Annotated in this window: 16 protein-coding genes; 3 read left to right on the plus strand and 13 right to left on the minus strand. The window is 72.5% G+C overall.

What is annotated here, in order from left to right; genetic code table 11:
- From ABZX11_RS27665 to ABZX11_RS27705, 9 genes are all read right to left on the minus strand, one after another.
- Positions 1-1,044 carry a chitinase gene (locus ABZX11_RS27665; protein ID WP_176172991.1) on the minus strand — a complete coding sequence of 348 codons (1,044 nt, stop codon included), beginning with the start codon at positions 1,042-1,044 and terminating at the stop codon, positions 1-3.
- A 141-nt stretch (positions 1,045-1,185) separates the two neighbouring features.
- On the minus strand, positions 1,186-2,790 hold the full coding sequence (locus tag ABZX11_RS27670) for a M28 family metallopeptidase (protein ID WP_354918114.1): 1,605 nt from the start codon (positions 2,788-2,790) through the stop codon (positions 1,186-1,188).
- Between the two features lie 85 nt (positions 2,791-2,875).
- Positions 2,876-5,140 carry a M4 family metallopeptidase gene (locus ABZX11_RS27675; RefSeq protein WP_354918117.1) on the minus strand — a complete coding sequence of 755 codons (2,265 nt, stop codon included), beginning with the start codon at positions 5,138-5,140 and terminating at the stop codon, positions 2,876-2,878.
- 313 nt (positions 5,141-5,453) lie between these two features.
- Positions 5,454-6,719 carry a helix-turn-helix transcriptional regulator gene (locus tag ABZX11_RS27680; RefSeq protein ID WP_176172988.1) on the minus strand — a complete coding sequence of 422 codons (1,266 nt, stop codon included), beginning with the start codon at positions 6,717-6,719 and terminating at the stop codon, positions 5,454-5,456.
- Between the two features lie 68 nt (positions 6,720-6,787).
- A complete protein-coding gene (locus tag ABZX11_RS27685) occupies positions 6,788-8,809 on the minus strand; it encodes a M4 family metallopeptidase (RefSeq protein WP_354918120.1) in 2,022 nt (673 codons plus the stop codon).
- Between the two features lie 251 nt (positions 8,810-9,060).
- A complete protein-coding gene (locus tag ABZX11_RS27690; protein WP_354918123.1) occupies positions 9,061-10,344 on the minus strand; it encodes a tetratricopeptide repeat protein in 1,284 nt (427 codons plus the stop codon).
- Between the two features lie 141 nt (positions 10,345-10,485).
- Positions 10,486-11,307 (minus strand): class I SAM-dependent methyltransferase, encoded by an 822-nt coding sequence (locus ABZX11_RS27695; RefSeq protein ID WP_354918126.1) that lies wholly within the window; start codon positions 11,305-11,307, stop codon positions 10,486-10,488.
- A gap of 7 nt (positions 11,308-11,314) precedes the next feature.
- On the minus strand, positions 11,315-11,767 hold the full coding sequence (locus ABZX11_RS27700) for a MarR family transcriptional regulator (protein ID WP_176172984.1): 453 nt from the start codon (positions 11,765-11,767) through the stop codon (positions 11,315-11,317).
- A 26-nt stretch (positions 11,768-11,793) separates the two neighbouring features.
- Positions 11,794-12,723, minus strand: a complete 930-nt coding sequence (locus ABZX11_RS27705) for an alpha/beta fold hydrolase (protein WP_354918129.1) — start codon at positions 12,721-12,723, stop codon at positions 11,794-11,796.
- Positions 12,724-12,927: 204 nt separating this feature from the next.
- Here ABZX11_RS27705 and ABZX11_RS27710 point away from each other — a divergent pair, with 204 nt between their 5' ends.
- Together ABZX11_RS27710 and ABZX11_RS27715 are read left to right on the plus strand one after the other, a co-directional pair.
- Positions 12,928-13,713, plus strand: a complete 786-nt coding sequence (locus ABZX11_RS27710) for a TIGR00730 family Rossman fold protein (protein WP_176172983.1) — start codon at positions 12,928-12,930, stop codon at positions 13,711-13,713.
- The gene (locus ABZX11_RS27715) at positions 13,713-14,297 is read left to right on the plus strand and encodes a TIGR00730 family Rossman fold protein (protein ID WP_354918132.1); all 585 of its coding nucleotides are present in this window, start codon (positions 13,713-13,715) and stop codon (positions 14,295-14,297) included. Before ABZX11_RS27710 ends, ABZX11_RS27715 begins: the two co-directional genes overlap by 1 nt.
- 59 nt (positions 14,298-14,356) lie before the next feature.
- On the opposite strand, the gene ABZX11_RS27720 is transcribed toward ABZX11_RS27715, so the two are convergent.
- The gene (locus tag ABZX11_RS27720) at positions 14,357-15,031 is read right to left on the minus strand and encodes a lysophospholipid acyltransferase family protein (protein ID WP_176172981.1); all 675 of its coding nucleotides are present in this window, start codon (positions 15,029-15,031) and stop codon (positions 14,357-14,359) included.
- Positions 15,032-15,082: 51 nt separating this feature from the next.
- Here ABZX11_RS27720 and ABZX11_RS27725 point away from each other — a divergent pair, with 51 nt between their 5' ends.
- Positions 15,083-15,985: a glucosyl-3-phosphoglycerate synthase gene (locus tag ABZX11_RS27725; protein ID WP_176172980.1), complete on the plus strand. Its 903-nt coding sequence runs from the start codon at positions 15,083-15,085 to the stop codon at positions 15,983-15,985.
- Here ABZX11_RS27725 and cydC read toward each other — a convergent pair.
- The 3 genes from cydC to ABZX11_RS27740 are packed head-to-tail and all read right to left on the minus strand — an operon-like array spanning position 15,921 to position 20,029.
- Positions 15,921-17,498: a thiol reductant ABC exporter subunit CydC gene (cydC, locus tag ABZX11_RS27730; protein ID WP_354918180.1), complete on the minus strand. Its 1,578-nt coding sequence runs from the start codon at positions 17,496-17,498 to the stop codon at positions 15,921-15,923. The genes ABZX11_RS27725 and cydC overlap by 65 nt on opposite strands.
- Positions 17,499-17,500: 2 nt before the next feature.
- On the minus strand, positions 17,501-19,057 hold the full coding sequence (gene cydD, locus ABZX11_RS27735; protein WP_354918137.1) for a thiol reductant ABC exporter subunit CydD: 1,557 nt from the start codon (positions 19,055-19,057) through the stop codon (positions 17,501-17,503).
- Between the two features lie 9 nt (positions 19,058-19,066).
- Complete coding sequence (locus tag ABZX11_RS27740; protein WP_354918140.1) at positions 19,067-20,029, minus strand: cytochrome d ubiquinol oxidase subunit II; 963 nt, start codon at positions 20,027-20,029, stop codon at positions 19,067-19,069.
- Between the last annotated feature and the right edge of the window lie 3 nt (positions 20,030-20,032).

Here is a 20,032-nt window from a genome sequence, read left to right on the forward strand (position 1 = left end):
TCACCGGCCCTGCAGCGACCTGACGTTGTCGCCGAAGGTCCAGCCCTTCGAGCCGTCCCAGTTGATCGACCAGTCCATCAAGCCCTTCAGCCCCGGAACCGACCGCCACGCCTGGGAAACCAGGCTCGGCGACATGTACCCGCCGCCCGCGCCGGGCTGGGCCGGCAGGCCCGGGACCTGCTTGTCGTACGGCACCCGGATCGTTGTTCCCTGCACCACCAGACCGGTGTTCAGGCAGTTCGTCTGCACGGTGAAGCCCTGGACGGTCCCGGCCTGGTAGGAATCGCCGGAGCAGCCGTACATCGAGCCGTTGTAGTACTGCATGTTCAGCCACCACAGGCGGCCGTTGTCCGCGTACTTCTTGATGATCGGCAGGTACGCGCCCCAGATCGAGCCGTAGGCGACACTGCCGCCGGTCACGTACGCCGTCTCCGGGGCCATCGTGAGCCCGAAGTTCGACGGCATCTGCGCGAGCACGCCGTCGATGATGCGGGTCAGGTTGCTCTGCGACGCCGACAGCGTCTTGATGTTGCCGCTGCCGGTCAGGCCGGTCTCGATGTCGATGTCGATCCCGTCGAAGTTGTACTTCTTCAGGATGGGCACGACCGTGGCGACGAACCGGTCGGCCACCGCCGAGGAGGACAGGTCGATCCCGGCGGCCGCGCCGCCGATGGACAGCAGGATCGTTGCGCCCGCGGCCTTCGCCGCGCACATCTCGGCCGGCGTGGACACCTTGACGCCGGCGTCCATCCCGTCCTCCCACAGCACGGTTCCGTCCGAGCGGATCACCGGGAAGGCGGCGTTGATGACGTTGTAGCCGTGCTGGGCCATCCTGCTGTCGGTGATCGGGATCCAGCCCAATCCCGGGTGGACGCCGTTCGCGGCACCGTCCCAGTTTTCCCAGTAGCCCTGGAGGACCTTGCCCGCGGGGCGCGACTTCACCGCGCACGTGTCGGCCTGCACCGCCCCCTGCGCGGGGGCCGACACGAGCAGCGGGACGGCCAGCAAGGCGCCCAGCAGGGTTCCGAACAAGCGACCGGACATACCGGCTCCCATCGTCGTTGAGGGGCGTACGCGGCGTGTCCGCCCAACATAAGCGCCGCGGGGAACCGCTGACTACCTACGAACGGGTGGTGGTCTAGACAACTGTGGGGCGCCCGGAGAAGGGCGCCCCACAGCGGCCGGTCAGACGGTCAGCGTCCAGGAGGACAGGTAACCGGTGTCGGCGGGGCCGACGTCCCGGATGCGCAGCTGCCACGCACCGTTGGCGGCCTCGGAGGAGGCGTTGACGGTGTAGGTGGTGTCGATGTTCGGCGTGGAGTCGCTGCTGGAGTTCTTCAGCCGGTACGCCGTGCCGTCGGGGGCGACGAGGTCGAGGACGAGGTCACCGCGGTAGGTGTGGGTGATGTGCACCTCGACCTTGGTGGTGCCGGACGCGTTGCGCGCGCAGCCCGCGACGTTCGCGGTGCTGTTCACCGCGGCACCCGGGTAGTCCGGGATGTCGAGCCGCGTCGAGTTGGTCACCGGCGCGCACGACGAGCTGCCGACCCCGAGCGAGAACGCCGCCGTGTGGTCGGCGTTCGCGCCGTCCGCGGTCACCGTGATCGGGAAGGTCCCGGTCGGGGTGCTCGACGACGTCGTGATGGTCAGCGTCGAGGAACCGCCGGACTGCACGGTGGCCGGGCTGAAGGACGCCGTCGCGCCGGCGGGCAGGCCCGAGGCCGACAGCGAAATCGACTGAGCCGAGCCGGACGTCGTCGCGGTGCTCACCGCGACCTGGAGCGACTGTCCCGGTTGGACGGTGCCGGCCGTCGGGTTCAGCGTCACCGAGAAGTCGTTGCCCTGCGTCGTGGCGACGGCGAGCTTCCAGAGCGCGTACCCGATGGCGTCGGAGTTCTTCTCCAGCGGGGTGTCGGGGATGTTGGCCGTCGTGTCGCAGGCGCGGTGGTAGCAGTTGTCGAACGGCGAACCCGCGGTGCCGCCCCACTTCTGCGCCTGCGCCGAGCTCTTGATGTCACCGGCACCGGTGGCCAGGCCGCCGACCGGGATGCCCGCGCTCTTGAAGGACGCGTGGTCGGACCGGCCGTCGCCTTCGCTGTCGCCCTCGGTCTGGATGCCGATGGAGGAGAAGTACTCGTCGAAGACCGCCTTGATCGAAGCGACGTCGTCGTAGACGAAGTAGCCCCAGTTCTTCGAGCCGATCATGTCGAAGTTGAGGTAGGTCTTGATCTTCGTGCGCTCGCTGCTCGGCAGGTTGTTGACGTAGTACTTGGAGCCGACCAGGCCGGACTCCTCGTCGGCCCACCAGCCGAACCGGACGCGCTTGGCCATCGCCGGGTTGGTCCGGGCCAGCGTCAGCGCGACCTCGAGGATCGACGCGCTGCCCGAGCCGTTGTCGTTGATGCCGGGGCCGGCGCTCACGCTGTCGAGGTGCGCGCCGAGCATGATGACCTGGCTCGCGTCACCCTGCGGCCACTCGGCGATCAGGTTCTGCGACTGGCCGATGCAGCTGGTGCAGGTCTGCCTGCTCGTGGTGTAGCCGGCGTTCTTCAGCAGGTTTTCCACATAGGACACCGAGGCCGCGTACCCGCCGCCGCGCGGCGAACGCGTGCCGCCGTTGTTGCCGGCGATGGTCTGCAGCTGGTTGAGGTGGGTCTTGATGTTGGCCAGCGAGATGTCCGGCGCGGCGAGCGCGGTGGCGGGGGCGGCGGTGGCCGCCGGCGCGGTCACCACACCCAGGACGGCGGCCAGGGCGGTGACCCCGGCGCCGAGTCGTGTCTTCCACTTCATGGCGGTGAATTCCTTCGGTGGGGGTTGGGGAGAACGGCCGTGAAGGCCGCACCTGGCGGGTGCGGCCTTCACGGGGCGGGGCGGGTTACACGGTCAACGTCCAGGAGGACAGGTAACCGGTGTCGGCAGGGCCGACGTCTCGGATGCGGAGCTGCCACGCGCCGTTCGCCGCTTCCGAAGAAGCGTTCACGGTGTAGGTGGTGTCGATGTTCGGCGTGGAGTCGCTGCTGGAGTTCTTCAGCCGGTAGGCGGTGCCGTCCGGTGCGACCAGGTCGAGGACCAGGTCACCGCGGTAGGTGTGGGTGATGTGCACCTCGACCTTGGTGGTGCCGGACGCGTTGCGCGCACAGCCGCTGACGGTGCTGGTGCTGCTGACCGCGCTCGCCGGGTAGTCCGGGATGTTCAGCCGCGTCGAGTTGGTCACCGGAGCGCAGGACCCGGTGGTGCCGACCGACAGCGAGTAGGTCGCCGTGTGGTCGGTGCTGGCCCCGTCGGCGGTGATGGTGATCGGGAAGGTGCCGGTCGGGGTCGACGCGGAAGTCGCGATGGTCAGCGTCGAGCTGCCACCGGAGGAGATGGTGGCCGGGTTGAACGTCGCGGTCGCGCCGGCGGGCAGGCCCGAGGCGGACAGCGTGATCGACTGCGCCGCGCCGGAGGTGATCGCGGTGCTGATGGTGGTGGTCGCCGAGGCGCCCGGCTGCACCGAACCCGACGCGGGGTTCAGCGCGACCGAGAAGTCCGGCCCGCCGCCGCTGCACGAGGTCGGCTCACCGCTGACCGTGGTGACGGAGATGGCGTCCCACGCGGCCTTGGTGGTGTTGTACTCGACGCAGCTGCCCGGGAAGAGCGCGATCGCGGCTTCGAGGGTCGCCTTGCGGGCGGCCTTGTGGTTCCACGACGAGGTCTTCTTCAGCAGGCCGTTGTAGAAGATCTTGCCGGCCTTCTGGATGCCGAGACCGGTGACCGACGAGTTGTTGCAGGTCGGGCTGGCCGGCTTGCCGCCACCCGGGTTCGAGCCCTCGGCCAGCAGGTAGAACCAGTGGTTCTGCGGGCCGGCCGCCGCGTGCACCTCGGTGCTCGGGATCGACGACGAGTAGCAGTTCGGGTCGCCGACCTTGGACGGCTGGTACATGTAGCGGATCGGGCCCTGGCCGACCAGGTTGACGCCCTCGCCGACCTCGTAGTCCGGGGTGTCCTTGGCGTTGTTGGCGTACGCCTCGGTCAGCGCGCCGAAGATGTCGCCGGTCGACTCGTTCAGGCCGCCGTTCTCGTTGCCGGAACCGGCGCCGCCCGGGGTGAACTGGAAGATGCCGTGCCCGAACTCGTGTCCGACGACGTCCATCGAGGTGGCCTGGCGCTGGTTGTCCTGCGAGTGCCCGAAGTGCGTCGAGGAGCCGTTCCAGTACGCGTTGACGTCGGCCAGGCCCACCGAAGCCGGGTAGCCGGTGCCGCTGCCGTTGATGCCGTTGCGGCCGAGCCAGTCGGCGAGCATCTTCCACTCGGTCTGGACGCTGTAGAGGACGTCGACGCAGCCGGTCTCGAGGTCGGTGCCGGAGCCGTTGCCCCAGTTGTTGTCCGGTCCACTGTAGACGGAACCGCCCTCGCGGCCGCAGCTGATGCCGGTGCGGCCCGGGTCACGCAGCGTGTACGTGCTGCCGGACTGCGTGGTGTCGATGGAGACGTTGCCGACGTAGTAGCTGTTGCCGGTGCCGGCCACGTTCACCGTGGCGGGCTGGGCCTGCGTGCGGGCGCCCGAGGCGAACGTCTTCACGTCGTCCCGCTTGTCGAGCACCGCACCGGTCGCCGCGTCGACGAACACGTGCAGGTTGCTCGGTGCCGTTGCGGTGCGCCCGGCGACGACGACCTCGTAGGCCAGCTTCGGGCTCGCCCCGGCCAGCACCACCTTCTCCGGCGTGCTCACACTGTCCACAGTGGGCAGTTGAGCGCGCGCGGTGGCGGCGGCCTTGGCCGCGTCGAGGGATGCCTGCGTGCCGACGGTGATGGCCGAGGTCTCCGCGGCGCTGGTGCCGCGGACGCGGCCGGCGCCGTCGGCGACGACCACCGCGTCCCCGCCCACGACCCGCAGGCCCTGGTAGGTGCGCTGGTAGGCGCCGTAGAAGAGGCCACCGCCACCGGCGGTCAGGCCGACGCGCTGGAACGATTCGCCCGCGCCGCGGCGCAGGGCGTCGAGGCCGCTGGCGGCCGCCTGGTCGGCGGCGCGGGCGGCCGCCGCTTCGGGGGCGGCGGGCTGGGCCTGGGGCGCTGCGCTCGCCGGGGTCACCGGTAACGCGAGCGTCATGGCGAGCCCGGCGGCGGCCGCCAAGCCCGTGCTGAACCCACGATGGGTCATCGAGGTCTTCCTTCCATGAAGGCAGAATCGAGGTCCGGTAAGGGGGAATGGGAGACGTGTCCGGGGTGCTAACTGCAGGTATGCGTCCGGACGCATCCGAGTAAAGGATCAGCGCATCGGGGCGTCAATGCGCCGAACGGACCAATGCCACGTTCCGGATTATCGAATCAAAACGTACAAACCCCGCTGCAGCAGGGGATTCTCCCCGCGTTCCGCGCCGGAACGACTTTCGTAGGGATTGTCCGCGACACCATCCGAACGCCGGACGGTCTCGATCATCGGGATTCCTTGGTACGGATCGGAAAACGGTTGCTCATTCCGCTTCCGCGCCCAGCGCGATGAGCCCGTCCCGCAGCACGTCCGCCGCCTCCGCCTGCTTCCCGGTCTCGCCGAGCAGCTCGCTCAACGGCCGCAGCGCGCGCACCAGCACCCCGCGGGCGCCGAGGCCGGTGGCGAGCTCGACGGCGGCCCGCAGGTCCTCGGCCGCGCGCCGGGCGTCCCCGCGGGCCCTGGCCAGCGAGCCCAGCTGCAACCGCAGCTCCGCGGCCAGCGGCGTGCCCGAGACGACGGCCGGGCGGACCTGGTCGAGCAGTGCCGCCGCCGTCTCCAGCCGGCCCGCCGCCAGGTACTCCGCGGCGAGCTCGACGGTGATCGCCGGGACGTCGTCCGGCCACGCCGTTTCCCGCGCCGCGCCGAGGTCGGCCAGCGCGCCCTCGACGTCACCCGCGCGGCCGCGGATCCGGGCCCTGGCCAGCAGGCAGTAGGCCATCGCCGGGTGCAGCGCCCGCTCCTGCATCAGGTCGTAGGCCGCGGCCACCGACGCGGCGGCGTCGGCGAACCGGTCCGCCGCCAGGTGGCTGCGGCACACCTCGACGTGGCTGCGGGTCAGCTCGGCGAGCACCGCCGGGCCGCCGCGGGTGAGCCGCAACGCCGACTCGGCGTACTCGGCCGCCCGCTCCAGGTCGCCCTGGCGCAGGTGCCGCTCGGCCAGGCAGGCCCGCAGCGTCAGCAGCATCGACGGCTGCGGGTAGCCGTCGCGCAGCAGCTCGGCGTGGCAGGTCTCCAGCAGGTGCACTGAGTACTGCACCTCGCCCCATGCGGTCAGCACGGCCGCGCGCAGCGGCACGACCATCGCCCGCACCGGCGGCGGCTCGCCCGAGAGCGCCGTTTCGGCGTCGGCGACGTACTTGGTGCGGACGTCGCCGGTCGAGTACCCGGCCAGCCACAGCAGCGCGATGCCGGCCTGCCGCGGCCGGTCCAGCCGCTCGGCGTGCCGCCGGATCCGCTGCATCCGCGGGGTCGCGCGGCGGGCGTCGCCGGCCAGGAACCGTTCCGCCGTCTCGATCAGCTCGAGGTCCAGCTCGATCAGCTCGCGCGGGGACCGGCCGCCCAGCAGCTCGTCCGGGTCGATGCCCAGCTGCTGGGCGAAGAACCGCAGCGCGTCCCCGGACGGCGTCCGCGCGCCGGTCTCGACCGACGACACGTACGCCGCCGAGTACTGCGGCCCGGCCAGCTCGCGCTGCGTGAGCCCGCGTTCGGTGCGCAGCTCACGCAGGCGTTCGCCGACGCTTTCGCTCACCAAGGCCGCCTTTCCACCGGTTCAGGGTAGGCCGCGCGGTGGCGTGGTCCGCCACCGCGCGGCCGGGATCAGCAGGCGCCGCTGTCGCTCCAGACGGCCCACGAGGTGGGCGCGCCGGGCTCGGCACCGGTCGAGTACCACAGCGACGTCCACTTGTGACCGTTGTGGCCGACGACGTCGTTGGGCACGTACGCCTTGGCGGAGTCCCACTCGGCGAGCCCGTCGCAGCCGGTCGGCGGCGGGCCGCCGGTGCCGACGGTGAGCGAGAACTGCGCGGTGTGGTCGGCGTCGGTGCCGTCACCGGTCACCGTCACCTGGCTGGTGCCCTCGGGCGTGGTCGCCGAGGTGGTGATGGTCAGCGTCGCCGTGCCGCCGGAGGAGATGGTCGCCGGGCTGATGGTCGCCTTGGCGCCCTCGGGCAGGCCGCTGGCCACGAGCTGCACGGTCTGGGCGTTGCCCGAGGTGATCCGGGTGGTCACCGTGGTGGTCGCGGTCTGTCCGGGTTGGACGGTCGCGGAGGTCGGCGACAGCGTCAGCGAGTAGTCGTTGCCGGCGGGCGGCTGGCCGCTGCAGGTCGGCTCCCCGCTGACGGCCGTGACACTCACCGCGTCCCAGGCGGCCTTGGTGGCGGTGAACTCGGTGCAGCTGCCGGGGAAGAGTGCGATCGCGGCTTCCAGCGTGGCCTTGCGGGCCGCCTTGTGGTTCCACGACGAGGTCTTCTTCAGCAGGCCGTTGTAGAAGATCTTGCCCGCCTTCTGGATGCCGATCCCGGTGACGCTGGAGTTGTTGCAAGTCGGGCTGGCGGCGCTGCCCTGGGACAGCAGGTAGAACCAGTGGTTCTGCGGGCCCGCGGCCGCGTGCACCTCGGTGCTCGGGATCGACGACGAGTAGCAGTTCGGATCGCCGACCTTCGACGGGTTGTCCATGTAGCGGATCGGACCGCGGCCGACGAGGTTGACGCCTTCGCCGACGCTGAAGTCCGGGGTGTCCTTCGGGTTGTTGGCGTAGAACTCGGTCAGCGCGCCGAAGATGTCGCCGGTGGACTCGTTGAGGCCGCCGTTCTCGTTGCCCGAGCCCGCGCCGCCCGGCGTGGTCTGGAAGATCGCGTGCCCGAACTCGTGCCCGACGACGTCCATCGGCGTGGCCTGGCGCTGGTTGTCCTGCGAGTGCCCGAAGTGCGTCGAGGAGCCGTCCCAGTAGGCGTTGACGTCGTTGAGGCCGACGCTGGCGCGGAACCCGCCGCCCGCCCCGTCGATGCCGGTGCGGCCGAGCCACTCGCCGAGCATCTTCCACTCGGTCTGGACGCTGTAGAGGACGTCGACGCAGCCGGTCTCCAGGTCGGTGCCCGAGCCGTTGCCCCAGGTGTTGGAGCTCTTCGTGAAGATCGAGCCGCCTTCGCGGCCGCAGGCGATGCCGCGGCGGCCCGGGTCGGTCATCGAGTACGAGCTGCCGGAACCGGAGGTGTCGATCGAGACGGTGCCGGCGTAGTAGGAGTTGCCGGTGCCGGCCTCGCGGACGTCGTCGCGCGTGTCGAGGACCTTCCCGGTCGCGCTGTCGACGAAGACGTGCAGGTGGGTGGGCTTGCCGTTGGTCCGGCCGCTCACGACGACCTCGTAGGCGAGCTTCGGGGCGTCCCCGGCCAGCACGACCAGCTTCGGCGCGTCGGCCGTGTCCACTTCGGACACCTTGGCCGCGGCGATCTTCGTGGCCTGCTCGGCTTTGAGGGCGGCCTGCGTGCCGACGGTGATCGGGGCGGTGCGGGCCGCTTCGGTGCCGCGGACGTTCCCGGCGCCGTCGGCGACCACCACCGCGTCGCCGCCGACGACCGGCAGGCCGTGGTAGGTGCGCTGGTAGGAGGCGTAGTAGAGCCCGCCGCCACCCGGGGTGACTCCGGTGCGGACGAAGGCCTCCCCGGCACCCTTCGCGAGCCGGTCGGCGCCGCTGAGGGCGGCCTGGTCGGCGGCGCGGGCGGCGAGCGCCTCGGGCGGGGTGGCGGCGGGAGGTGCGGGAGCGGCGGCGGCCGGGATCGCCGGCACCGCGAAGGAGAGGGCCAGGCCGGCGATCGCCGCCAGCCCACGTGGGGATCTCATGGGGAACCTTTCCGGGGACCGGGGAGGAGTGTGTCCAGTGGAATAACTGGTGTTATTGCGCCGGACGCGTCCGAGTAAAGGTTCCACCCGTGGCGGGGTCAATGGGCCGAACGGAGCAGTGCGGCCGCGTGACGATCGTCGGATTTCGAGCAAATCCCCAGGTCGGAACCACGGTGCAGACTGGTCTGAACCAATTCACAGACTTTAGTAGGGAAGTTGCTTTGGTTCGGACCACTGAGCCCGTTGGTCCGCTATTCGGCGCGGGCCGCCGAGTCCAGCCCGCGGCGGTAGGCCTCGACGGCCTCGTCCAGATGACCACGTTGCCGGAGCGTGTCGCCGAGCCGCAGGGCCGTCGAAACCGCCGCGCCGTGCAGGGACGCCCCGGTCTGGATCCCGAAGGCCTCGCGCAGCAGCCGGGCCGCCGTCTCCAGGTCGCCGCGGGCCCGGGCGACCTGGCCGAGCAGGCTCGTCGCCTCGGCCAGCGATTCGACGTCGCGGGCCAGCAGCGCTCGGACCTCGGACACCAGGCTCGCCGCCTCCTCCGGAGCGCCCTGCCGGAGCCGGACCTCGGCCAGTTCGAGCGTCGCCCCGGCGAAGCCCTCGTCCGCGCCGATCGCCGCCAGCTGGTCGCGGGCCGCCGCCAGCTCCGCGCGGGCCTCGTCGAGGCGGCCCAGGTGGCGCAGCAGGTAGCCGCGGGCCCAGCGGCAGCGGGCCGCGTCGCGCTCGAACCCCACCGACGCGAAGAGCCGGCACGCCTCGGTCAGGTCCGCGTCCGCCCGGTCCGCCCGGCCGGTCGCCTGCCACACCTGCGACGCCTGCCGGTGGAACCGCGCGACGAAGTCCGGCCGCGTCGCCGCCCGCGCCAGCCGCCGCCCGTCCTCGGCCGCGCGGCGGGCCCGGTGCAGGCCGCCCATCTCCATCAGGGGGTGGATCAACGCCGTGAGCAGGCACAACTCCGCGTCCGGGTCGGCGGGCCGGGCCGCCAGCCCGGCTTCGATCCGCGCGATCGCCGGGCCCGGGTCGCCGCTCTGGAACCGGCAGCCCGCCCACCGGTGCACGATCATCGCCGCCAGCCACGGCGGCGCCGACCCGGCCAGCTCCTCCGCGTGCTCCAGCGCCCGCTGCGCCCCCGAGACGTCGAAGAGCTGCCACTTGACCTCGGCCTGGCAGAAGCGTGCGTAGCACTCGACGTCCTCGAGGTGGTAGCCCGCCGCCTGCTCGCCGACGGCGGCGAACCGCGCCTCCGCGGCGGCGACCCGGCCCTGCTCCAGGTCGCGGTAGCCCTCGTCCAGTGCCGCGCGCAGCTCGTCGGCGACGCCGGGCGGCCGGCCGAACCGCAGCTCGTCGACGGTCAGCCCGAGCCGCTGCGCCAGGTAGGCCAGCATCTCCTCCGACGGCGGGCGGCTGCCGGTCTCGACCTTCGCCAGGAACCCGCGGTCGTAGCCCGGCTCGGCCAGCTCGCGCTGGGTCCAGCCGCGGCCGGTGCGCAGCCGCCGGATCCGCGCTCCGAGCGGTTCGGCGGGGGCACTGGTCATCTCCCCACGGTAGGTCATCGGCGCGGCAGCCGCGGAAACGGACATATCGCCGACGGCGGGTCTGCAGGAGAGCGCTTTCTGTCGACTGGATTCGGCGACCGGTGTGTGCTCCGGCCGGGCCCACCGCGTCTTTCGCCGGCGTCAGAACCGGTAGCGGAGGATGCGCGCGCCCTGGCGGGACAGCCCGGTGCTGAGCGCCACCAAGCGGGTGAGCGCTCGCAGGGGCTGCGGGAACGCGGCCACTTCCGGAGCCCGGGTGAGGAGCTGTTCCTCGGCGAGGGTGAGGCCGGCGTCCCAGCGTTCCGGCTCGCGCGGGTCGTCGAAGCCCTGGGCGGCGGCGATGCCGAGGGCCTTGACCGACGGGTGGTACTTCATCGCCCAGGCGGCGAAGCGGGTGTAGCCGTTCAGGGCGAGTTCCCCGCTCGGGAGCCGCTCGGTCAGCCGGCGGACCGTGGTCCGGAAGGAATCGCCGGGCAGGAACGGCAGCAGCCCGTCGGCCACCAGCACGGCGGGCCGGTCTTCGGGCAGGACCTGCAGCCAGCCGGGCTCGGTGACGTCGGCGGCGACCAGGTGCGTCCGGTCCGGGAGGTACCGCCGGCGCAGCTCGATGACGTCGGGGAAGTCGACGTCGTACCAGTCGACGCCCGCCGGCGGGCGGCAGCGGGACCACCGGGTGTCGAGGCCGCAGCCGAGGTCGACGACGACCGCGCCGGGGTGCGCGGCGGCGAACCGGCGGACGACGTCGTCGAGCTTCCGGGCGCGCAGCGCGGTGCTGGTGACGAGGCTCGGCTTGAGCTTGAGCTTCCGGAAGTCGTAGCCGGTGTCCTCGGCGATCCGGTCGGCGACCGCCGCCGCCCCGGCGTCGCCGAGGATCGGGGCCGGTGCCCGGCTGTCGAGGGCGCGGGCGGACAACGTGAGCAGCAGGGTTTCCCGGACCGGGTCCAGGCGGAGTGGGACAGGCATGGGATTCCTAATGGTCAGGAGGGTTGCGGGCGGCGATGTCCCGTAGCCAGGTCAGGGACTCCTTGGCCGCCTTGATGCGCTCGGTGCCGGTGCCTTCCCGGCCGGTGATGGCGAAGCCTTCGTCGGCGATGTCGCCGAACGAGCCGATGCTCTCGAGCTTGCGCTGGACGACCTTGTGCCAGGCGTCGTCCTCGATGCGGTAGTAGGCGGTGCGGTCGCCGGGGTGGCGGACCTTGCGCACCAGCCCGATGGTGGTGAGCAGGCGCATGTTGGACGTCAGCGACGCCCGGCTGGCCTGGATCGTGTCGGCGATCGCGCCGGCGGACTGCTCGGGCGGGTCGCAGATCATGAGCCAGCCGAGGACCCGCCCGGTGATCGGGGGCAGCCCCCACTCCTCCACGCAGAAGGTGGCCACCCGTTCCACCCACCGCATGAGCCGGTCCTGCCGTTCGTCGCCCATGACGCCTCACTCCCTGTGTCCGCTGCTCACCGTTTCATAGCGGCGACGGACTCGTGCGTGGGCGCCGGGGTGGTGGTGGCCAGGCGGGTCCGGCGCAGGTAGCGGTCGAACCACTCGACGGCCAGCTCCATGGCCTCCTCGAGCCCGGGGCCGGTGTAGAGGCCGAGCACGTCGTAGGGCAGGACGGCCAGCCGCTTGGGCTCCCCGGCCCTGGCGAAGGCGGACTGGGCTTCCTCGAGCACGTGGTACGGGTCGTGGCCGCCGTTGGCGATCATCAGCAGCGGCGTCGGCGCGAGCCGGTCGATCAGGTTTTCCGGGGCGAACGTGAGCAGGTGCTCGGTGGAGTCGAGGGTCTTTTCGTTGCGGTAGGTGGGATACAGCTCCATCGACAGGTCTTGGGCGCCCTTGGCGTTCTCGTGGTCCAGGTTCAGGTGTGGGACCCGGGCGCTTTCGCCGGTCTCGTAGCGGCGTTGCCAGTCCTCGTCGAGCCGCCCGCGCAGCGCGTGCAGCCCGTTCCGGCCGAGCAGCCGTTCCAGGTACCGCCACCCGTTCCACACGCTGGGGCTCTGCACGACGACGCACTTCGCGCGCCGGTCGAGCACGGCGGCCTGGACGGCGACCGAGCCGCCGATGCTGACGCCCCAGAGGCCGATGCGTTCGGGTTGCACCTCCGGCCGGGTCTGCAGGTAGGAGATGGCGCTGCGAAAGTCCTCCACCTGCCGCTCGGGGTGGTCCAGCCCGCGCGGCTCGCCCTCGCTCGACCCGACCGTGCGGTAGTCGATGGCCAGCACGACGAAACCCGCCGCCACGAAGTAGGGCGCGAAGGAGGCCAGCGCCTCCTTCACCATCACGCCGCTGTGCCCGAGCACCAGCGCCGGGGCCGGTGCGTCCGCGGACACCGCGTCCGGCACGTAGAGGTCGCCCGCGCAGCGGGTGCCGAGGCTGGTGAACACCACGGGTTCTGGTCCCGTTCTTATGCTAGTTGTTTCAGTCACGACTGAAATATATGGCAAGACTTCGGCCGGTGTCCAGCCCGGCCCTGGACCATCCACTGTGGAGGGACACCCCGGGTTCACGGCCCGGCAACCCGCCCGCCACCGGGCCGCGCCGCCACGGCGTTGCCGCCCTTTCCGCCGGTGGGCAGGCCGTAGCATGGCGTAGTGAGCGAACAGTCTGAATGGCCGGACGGCCAGTACCCCGAACGCCCGGTGGAGCGGCACAAGGGCCCGGTCGTGCTGCGTCGCGACCGCCGCGACCAGGGCAGCACCACCGACCAGCGGCTCCTGGACTCGCGCGGCCCGAGCGACTGGGTGCACACCGACCCGTGGCGCGTCCTGCGGATCCAGGCCGAGTTCGTCGAGGGCTTCGGCGCGCTCGCCGAGGTCCCGCGCGCGGTCACCGTGTTCGGCTCGGCCCGCACCAAGCGCGACAACCCGGAGTACGAGCTCGGCCGCAAGATCGGCGGCGCTTTGGCCGACGCCGGCTTCGCCGTGATGACCGGCGGCGGCCCGGGCGCGATGGAGGCGGTCAACCGCGGCGCGGCCGAGGCCGGCGGCTTCTCCGTCGGGCTCGGCATCGAGCTGCCGTTCGAGCAGGGCCTGAACCCGTGGGTCGACCTCGGCGTCAACTTCCGCTACTTCTTCGCCCGCAAGACGATGTTCATCAAGTATTCGCAGGCCTTCATCTGCCTCCCCGGCGGCTTCGGCACGCTCGACGAGCTGTTCGAGGCGCTGACCCTGGTGCAGACGAAGAAGGTCACGAAGTTCCCGGTGGTGCTGTTCGGCAGCGCGTACTGGGGCGGGCTGTACGACTGGATCAAGAACTCGGTCATGGCCGAGGGCAAGATCAGCCCGCACGACCTGGACCTGCTGCACGTCACCGACGACATCGACGACGCCGTCCGCGTGGTCCAGGAGTCCTACCAGGCGTGGGAGGACACGCACTGATGCGGCGGATCTGTGTCTTCTGCGGTTCGTCGATGGGCTTCTCGCCCCGCTACGCCGAGCAGGCGGCGGCGCTGGGCAAGCTCCTGGCCCAGCGCGGCATCGGCCTGGTCTACGGCGGCGCGAGCGTCGGCACGATGGGCGTGGTGGCCGACGCCGCGCTGGCCGCGGGCGGCGAGGTGATCGGCGTGATCCCGCAGGCGCTGTCGTCGGTGGAGATCGCCCACGCGGGCCTGTCCGAGCTGCACGTGGTGGCGGACATGCACGAGCGCAAGGCCAAGATGGCGGCCCTGTCCGACGGGTTCCTGGCGTTGCCGGGCGGTGCCGGGACGCTGGAGGAGTTGTTCGAGGTCTGGACGTGGGCCCAGCTGGGGTTGCACGGCAAGCCGATCGGCCTGGTCGACGTGGACGGGTACTACGGGCCGTTGCTGGAGTTCGCCGACCACATGGTGACGGAGGGCTTCGTGCGGCCCGGCTACCGCGACCTCCTGCTGACGGACGCGGACCCGGCGGCCCTGCTGGACCGGTTCGAGACGTACGAGCCGCCGGCCGCGCCGAAGTGGGCCGCGGAGCCGCCGGGCATCTGAGCCGCGGGCGCCGGCCGCAGGTCGACTGACCGCGGCCGGCCGAGCCGCGGTCCGGTGGCTCAGGCCACGCCCTCGCTCGGCCGCTTGTGGTAGGTGTCCACGTATTCCTGCCCCGAAATCTCCAGGATCGCGTACATCACCTCGTCGGTGACCGACCGCCGGATCGCCGGGGCGTAGTCCTGGCCCTCGTACCGCGAGAAGTCCAGCGGCTTGCCGAACGTGATCCCGATCTTCGCCAACCGGGGAATCCGGGCGCCCTTGGGCTGCAGCTTCTCCGTGCCGGTCAACGCCACCGGGACCACCTTCGCCCCCGTCGCCAGCGCCAGTGCCGCCACGCCCGTGTGGCCGCGGTGCAGGCGGCCGTCCAGGGAACGGGTGCCCTCCGGGTAGATCGCGAACACGCCGCCCGCGTCGAGCACCTTGCGGGCCGCCTCCAGGGCCGCCAGCCCGGCCTGGGCGTTGCCGCGCTCGACCGGGACGTAGCCGAGGCCGCCGAGGAACGCCGCCAGTGCCTTGCCCTTGAGACCCTTGCCGACGAAGTACTCCGCCTTGCCGAGGAACTTGACCTGCCGCGGGGTCGCGAACGTGATCACGCCGGTGTCGAGGGCGGCGCGGTGGTTGGCCGCCAGGAGCACCGGGCCCGTCAGCGGCACGTTCTCCACGCCGTGCACTTCGGGCCGGTACACCGCCCTGACGAGCGGTCCCAGCACGAACCGGACAAGCAGCGCGATCAAGTGGTCCTCCTCCTCGGTGGCGGTGCTCCCAGCATGGCACGATCGTTACTCGTGAGTTGGTTCGAGCGGCGTACGTGGCAGGAGCCCGGTTGGACGCCCGCGGACATCGTCGCCGCGAAGGGTGACCGGACGGTTTCGGTCGTGCTACCTGCGCTGGACGAAGAACGGACCGTCGGTGCCGTCGTCGCGTCGGTGCGTCCGCTGGTCGGAAGCGTCGTCGACGAGCTGGTCGTCGTCGACTCCGGCTCGACCGACGCCACCGTGGAAACCGCCGAGGCCGCGGGCGCGCGGGTGGTCCGCCGCGAGGACGTCCTGCCGGACCTGCCGCCGGTGCCCGGCAAGGGCGAGGTGCTGTGGCGGTCACTGGCCGCGACCAGTGGTGACTTCGTCGTCTTCCTCGACTCCGACCTGGTCGACCCGGACCCGGCGTTCGTGCCGTCGCTGCTCGGGCCGCTGGTCACCGAGAGCGGCGTCCACCTGGTCAAGGGCTTCTACCGCCGCCCGCTGCGGCTGGAGAGCAGCGGCGGCGGCCGCGTCACCGAGCTGCTGGCGCGCCCGGTCCTGTCGGCGCTGCGCCCGGCGCTCGGCGGCCTGGTCCAGCCCCTCGGCGGCGAGTACGCGGGCACCCGCGAGTTCCTCGAGTCGGTGCCGTTCGCGGCCGGCTACGGCGTCGAGATCGGCCTGCTGCTCGACGCCGAGGCGCGGTACGGCCTCGACGGGCTCGCGCAGGTCAACCTGGGTGTCCGCAAGCACCGGAACCGGTCGCTGGCCCAGCTGGGCCCGATGGCCCGCCAGATCCTCGGGACGGCGCTGGACCGCTGCGGTGTCCCGGCCGCCGACGCGCCGTTCACGCAGTTCGTGCAGGTCGACGAGGAGTGGCTGCCGGACGTCACGGACGTCCGCGTCGCCGACCGGCCGCCGATGCGGGAAGTACGCGCCCGTCCTCGAGGGTGAGGACTTCGTCGAAGCCGTCGAGGTGCTCGGGGCGGTGGGTGACGAGCACCACGCTGCCCTTCGCCTCGGCGAGGACCCGCGCCAGGACGGCGTCGCCGTGGGCCGGGTCGAGGCCCTCGACCGGCTCGTCGAGCAGGAGGACGTCCGGTGCGGCCAGGACGGCCCGCGCGAGGATCAGCCGCTGCCGTTGACCGCCGGACAGCTCGTCGCCGTCGGGGCCGGTGCCGCGGTCGAGGTCCAGGTCGAACCCGGCGGTCTCGCAGGCCGCCCGCAGCTGGTCGTCGGTCGCGTCCGGCTTGGCGAGCAGGAGGTTCTCGCGGACGGTCGTGTCGAAGACGTGGGCGTCGGCCTCGGCGGCCGTGATGACCTTCGCGAGGTCCCGGTACTCGCCGAGCGGGTGCCCGTCGAGGGTGACCCGGCCTTCGGTGGGCGGCAGGCTGCCGAGCAGGAGGCGGAGCAGCGTCGTCTTCCCGGCGCCGCTGGGCCCGAGGATCCCGACGCGCTTGCCGGGCGGCAGGTCGAGGTCGACGCCCTTGAGCGCCGGCGCCCGGCCGGGGTGGCGGACGCCGGCCCCGTCGAGCCGGAAGTGGCCCCGGACGGCGGTCCGGGTCCCTTCGGGGGCCGCGGGTTCGGCCAACACGGCCCGCACCCGCGCGGCGGACGCGCGGATCTCCGGCACCCGCCGGGCCGCGCCGATGAGCGGCAGCACGACCTCGAAGGCGGTCACCGCGGCGAGGGTGAGGGCGGCGGTCCAGGGCACGGAGGCGTGGCAGAGCAGCCCGACGGCGACGGCGGTGGCCAGCTGGACGAGCACGCCGGCGGCGCCGAGCAGCGCGGTCCGGCCGGAACCCGCCCGCTCACCGGCGGCGATTTCGTGGACGACCCGCGCGGCGCGCTGCCGGTGGTCACCGAGCGCCCCGGCGGCGACGAGCTCCCGGTGCCCGGTGACCAGCTCGACGGCCCGTTCGGCGAGTTCGGCCCGCTTCGGCGCGCTTTCCCGGGCGGCTTCGGCGGTGAGCCGGACGACCAGCCGCGGGAGCACCACGCCGGCGACGGCCAGCCCGGCCGCGAGCACCCCGGCGGCGGCCGCCGACGCGGTGGCCGTGACGCCGACCGCGACGGCACCCACGATCCCGGCCACCCCGGCGGGCAGCAGCCACCGCAGGACGGCGTCCTGCAGGGCGTCCACATCGGACACGAGCCGGGTGACGAGGTCACCGCCGGAGTACCGGGTCCCGGGGACGAGGGCCTGGTAGACGCGGGTCCGCAGCGAGCCGAGCCACCGGAGGACGACGTCGTGCCCGGCGAGCCGTTCGGCGTACCGGAGGCCGCCGCGGAGGAGGGCGAGGGTCCGGACGGCGACGATGGCGACGGTCAGCGCGGCGAGCGGCGGACGTTCGGCGGCGCGGAGCAGGAGCCAGGCCGCGGTGGCCATGAGCGCCAGCGCGGCCAGTTCGGCGGCGGCCCCGAGGAGGGCGGCGCGGAGCAGCCGGAGGACGTCCTTTGTGGACATGGTCACGCCACCACCTCCGCGCGGATCCGGCCGTCGCGCAGTTCGACCACCCGGTCCGCCAGTGCCGCCATCGCCGGGCGGTGGGCGACCAGCACCGCGGTCCGGCCGGGCAGCAGGCGCCGGGTGGCCGAGAGGACCGCGTCCTCCGTCCGGGAGTCCAGCCGGGCCGTCGGCTCGTCCAGCAGCACCAGCCCCGCCGAGGTCCTGGCCAGCGCCCGCGCCAGCCCCACCCGCTGCCGCTGTCCGGCCGACAACCCGTCGCCCAGCTCGCCGACCGGCGTCCGGTAGCCCGCCGGCAGCCCGGCCGCCACCGAATCGAGCGCCGCGGCCCGTGCTGCCGATGCGACGTCGGCCGAAGGCAGGCCGAGGGCGATGTTCGAGGCCAGCGACCCCCGGAACAACGTCGGCCGCTGCGGCACCCACGCCACCTCGGCCAGCCACTCCGGCGAAGACAGCGTCCGCAGGTCCACGCCGTCGACCAGGATCCGGCCCGACGTCGGCGCCACGAACCCCAGCAGCACCGCCAGCAGCGTGCTCTTCCCCGACCCGCTGGGCCCGACGAGCGCGATCCGCGAACCGGCCGGCACCGCGAGGTCCACTTCGGACAGCGCGGGAACCCCGTCGTAAACCACCGAGACCCGCTCGAAGACCACCGAAGGCGCACCCCGCCGCCGGGTCCGCGCGGCCGGCCGGGACACGACGACCGGCACCGAAAGGGCCTCCCGCAACGCCGCCAGCCCCTCGGCCGCCGCGTGGAACTTCGTGCCCGCCGCCCGCAGCGGCAGGTACGCCTCCGGGGTCAGCAGCAGGATCAGCAACGCCGGCCGTGCCTCCAGGCCGCCGGAGAGCAGCCGGAACCCGATCGGCACCGCGACCAGCGCCACCGACAGCGTCGCCACCAGTTCCAGCACCAGCGCCGACAGGAACGCCACCCGCAACGCCTTCATCGTCGCGTCGGCGTGGGCGGCCGCCATCGACCGCACCGTCGCCGCCTGGGCCGCCGCCCGGCCGAACACCTTCAACGTCCCGAGCCCGCGGACGACGTCCAGGAAGTGCCCGCCCAGCTTCGTCAGCAGCTCCCACTGCGTCGCCGCCTTCGCCTGTTTCCCCACGAGGACCGCGAACACCGGGATCAACGGCAGGGTGGCCACCACGACCAGCGCGGACGCCAGGTCCGCCGTGAACAGCCGCACGATCACCGCGACCGGCACCACCACCGACACGACCAGCGACGGCAGGTACCCGGTCAGGTAGCTGTCGGTGGCGTCGACCCCGCGCGTGATCTGCGTCGCGACGACGCCCGCGCGGTCCGAGGCGGACCCGAGCAGGCGAAGCCGCAACGCAGTCCGCACCGACGCCGCGAACCGTCCACTGAGGACACCATGGCCCCAGGAGAGCAGCACCCGGGCCACGATGGCCACGACCAGGGCGAGAGAGATCCCGCCGCCGGTCAGCAGCGTGGCGAGCCCTTCGGCCTGGAGGAGCACCGCACCGGCGGTCAGCACGCCGAGCAGGCCCAAGAAGGACAAATACCGCCGGAGTCCGGGCAGAGCAGGCACGGCGTCCTCCTAGAAGTGCAGCAGCGAGTGCCGGTCGACGGGACCGCGGTGCGCGCGCCAGGTCAGCCACTGCACCACCAGCAGCACCAGCACCGCGGGCGGCGCGAACCAGGCCAGCACCGCGAACGTCTCCGGCGCCGTCGCCGCTTGGTCGAGCGTCAGTGCCGGCGAGGCCAGGACGGTGGGAAACCGCAGCGTCCCGGCGAGCAGTGCCGGACAGGCCGACAGCGTCATCGACCCGACGAGCGCGACCCGGTACCGCCGCACCGCCAGCCCGGCCCGTGTGACGGCGAAAGCCGCGAAGGCCAGGACGACCGCCCCCGCGCCGAGCCCGGAAACGCCGTCGAGCGCGAAGTACCCCCACCCCGAGGCGATCACCAGGAAAGCCAGCACCGGCGCCGAGAAGGCCTTGGCCAGCCGCACCGCACGGCCGGTGAGCTCGACCGGCGCCCGCACGGCCAGGAACGCCGCGCCCTGCAGGCAGAACAGCGCGACGAACCCGAGGCCCCACACGGTCGCGTACGGGCTGAACAGCCCGAGCACGTCGCCGACCGGGGGCAACCCGAGGACGAGGTTGCCCAGGAACAGGCCCCACGACAGCGCCGTCACCAGCGCGCCGCCGACGATGCCCGCCGTCCACGCGCCGCGCCGGGCGTCCGGGCGGCGGCTGCGCAGCTGCATCGACGCGGTGAACGTCACCAGGCCGAGCAGGAGCGTCACGACCAGGACGTACGCCCCGGCGAACACCTCGCTCTCCAGGTGCGGGAACGCCCCGAACAGCAGGCCGACCGCCGCCACCAGCCACACCTCGTTGGCCAGGAAGAACGGCCCGAGCGCGCCGAGCGTCTCACGCCGCCGCCGCTCACCTGCTTCGAAGCCGGGCAGCAGCATGCCGACGCCGTAGTCGTACCCCGCCAGCGCGAAGTACCCGCAGGTCAGCAGGCCGAGCAGGCACCACCAGAAGATCGCCACCGG

This window comes from Amycolatopsis sp. NPDC004169 (assembly GCF_040610315.1).
GTDB lineage: Bacteria > Actinomycetota > Actinomycetes > Mycobacteriales > Pseudonocardiaceae > Amycolatopsis.

Coding starts and splice junctions, on each gene's coding strand:
- ABZX11_RS27665 (WP_176172991.1), bottom strand. CDS start 1,044: ATGTCCGGTCGCTTGTTCGGAACCCTGCTGGGCGCCTTGCTGGCCGTC.
- ABZX11_RS27670 (WP_354918114.1), bottom strand. CDS start 2,790: ATGAAGTGGAAGACACGACTCGGCGCCGGGGTCACCGCCCTGGCCGCC.
- ABZX11_RS27675 (WP_354918117.1), bottom strand. CDS start 5,140: ATGACCCATCGTGGGTTCAGCACGGGCTTGGCGGCCGCCGCCGGGCTC.
- ABZX11_RS27685 (WP_354918120.1), bottom strand. CDS start 8,809: ATGAGATCCCCACGTGGGCTGGCGGCGATCGCCGGCCTGGCCCTCTCC.
- ABZX11_RS27690 (WP_354918123.1), bottom strand. CDS start 10,344: ATGACCAGTGCCCCCGCCGAACCGCTCGGAGCGCGGATCCGGCGGCTG.
- ABZX11_RS27695 (WP_354918126.1), bottom strand. CDS start 11,307: ATGCCTGTCCCACTCCGCCTGGACCCGGTCCGGGAAACCCTGCTGCTC.
- ABZX11_RS27700 (WP_176172984.1), bottom strand. CDS start 11,767: ATGGGCGACGAACGGCAGGACCGGCTCATGCGGTGGGTGGAACGGGTG.
- ABZX11_RS27715 (WP_354918132.1), top strand. CDS start 13,713: ATGCGGCGGATCTGTGTCTTCTGCGGTTCGTCGATGGGCTTCTCGCCC.
- cydC (WP_354918180.1), bottom strand. CDS start 17,498: ATGTCCACAAAGGACGTCCTCCGGCTGCTCCGCGCCGCCCTCCTCGGG.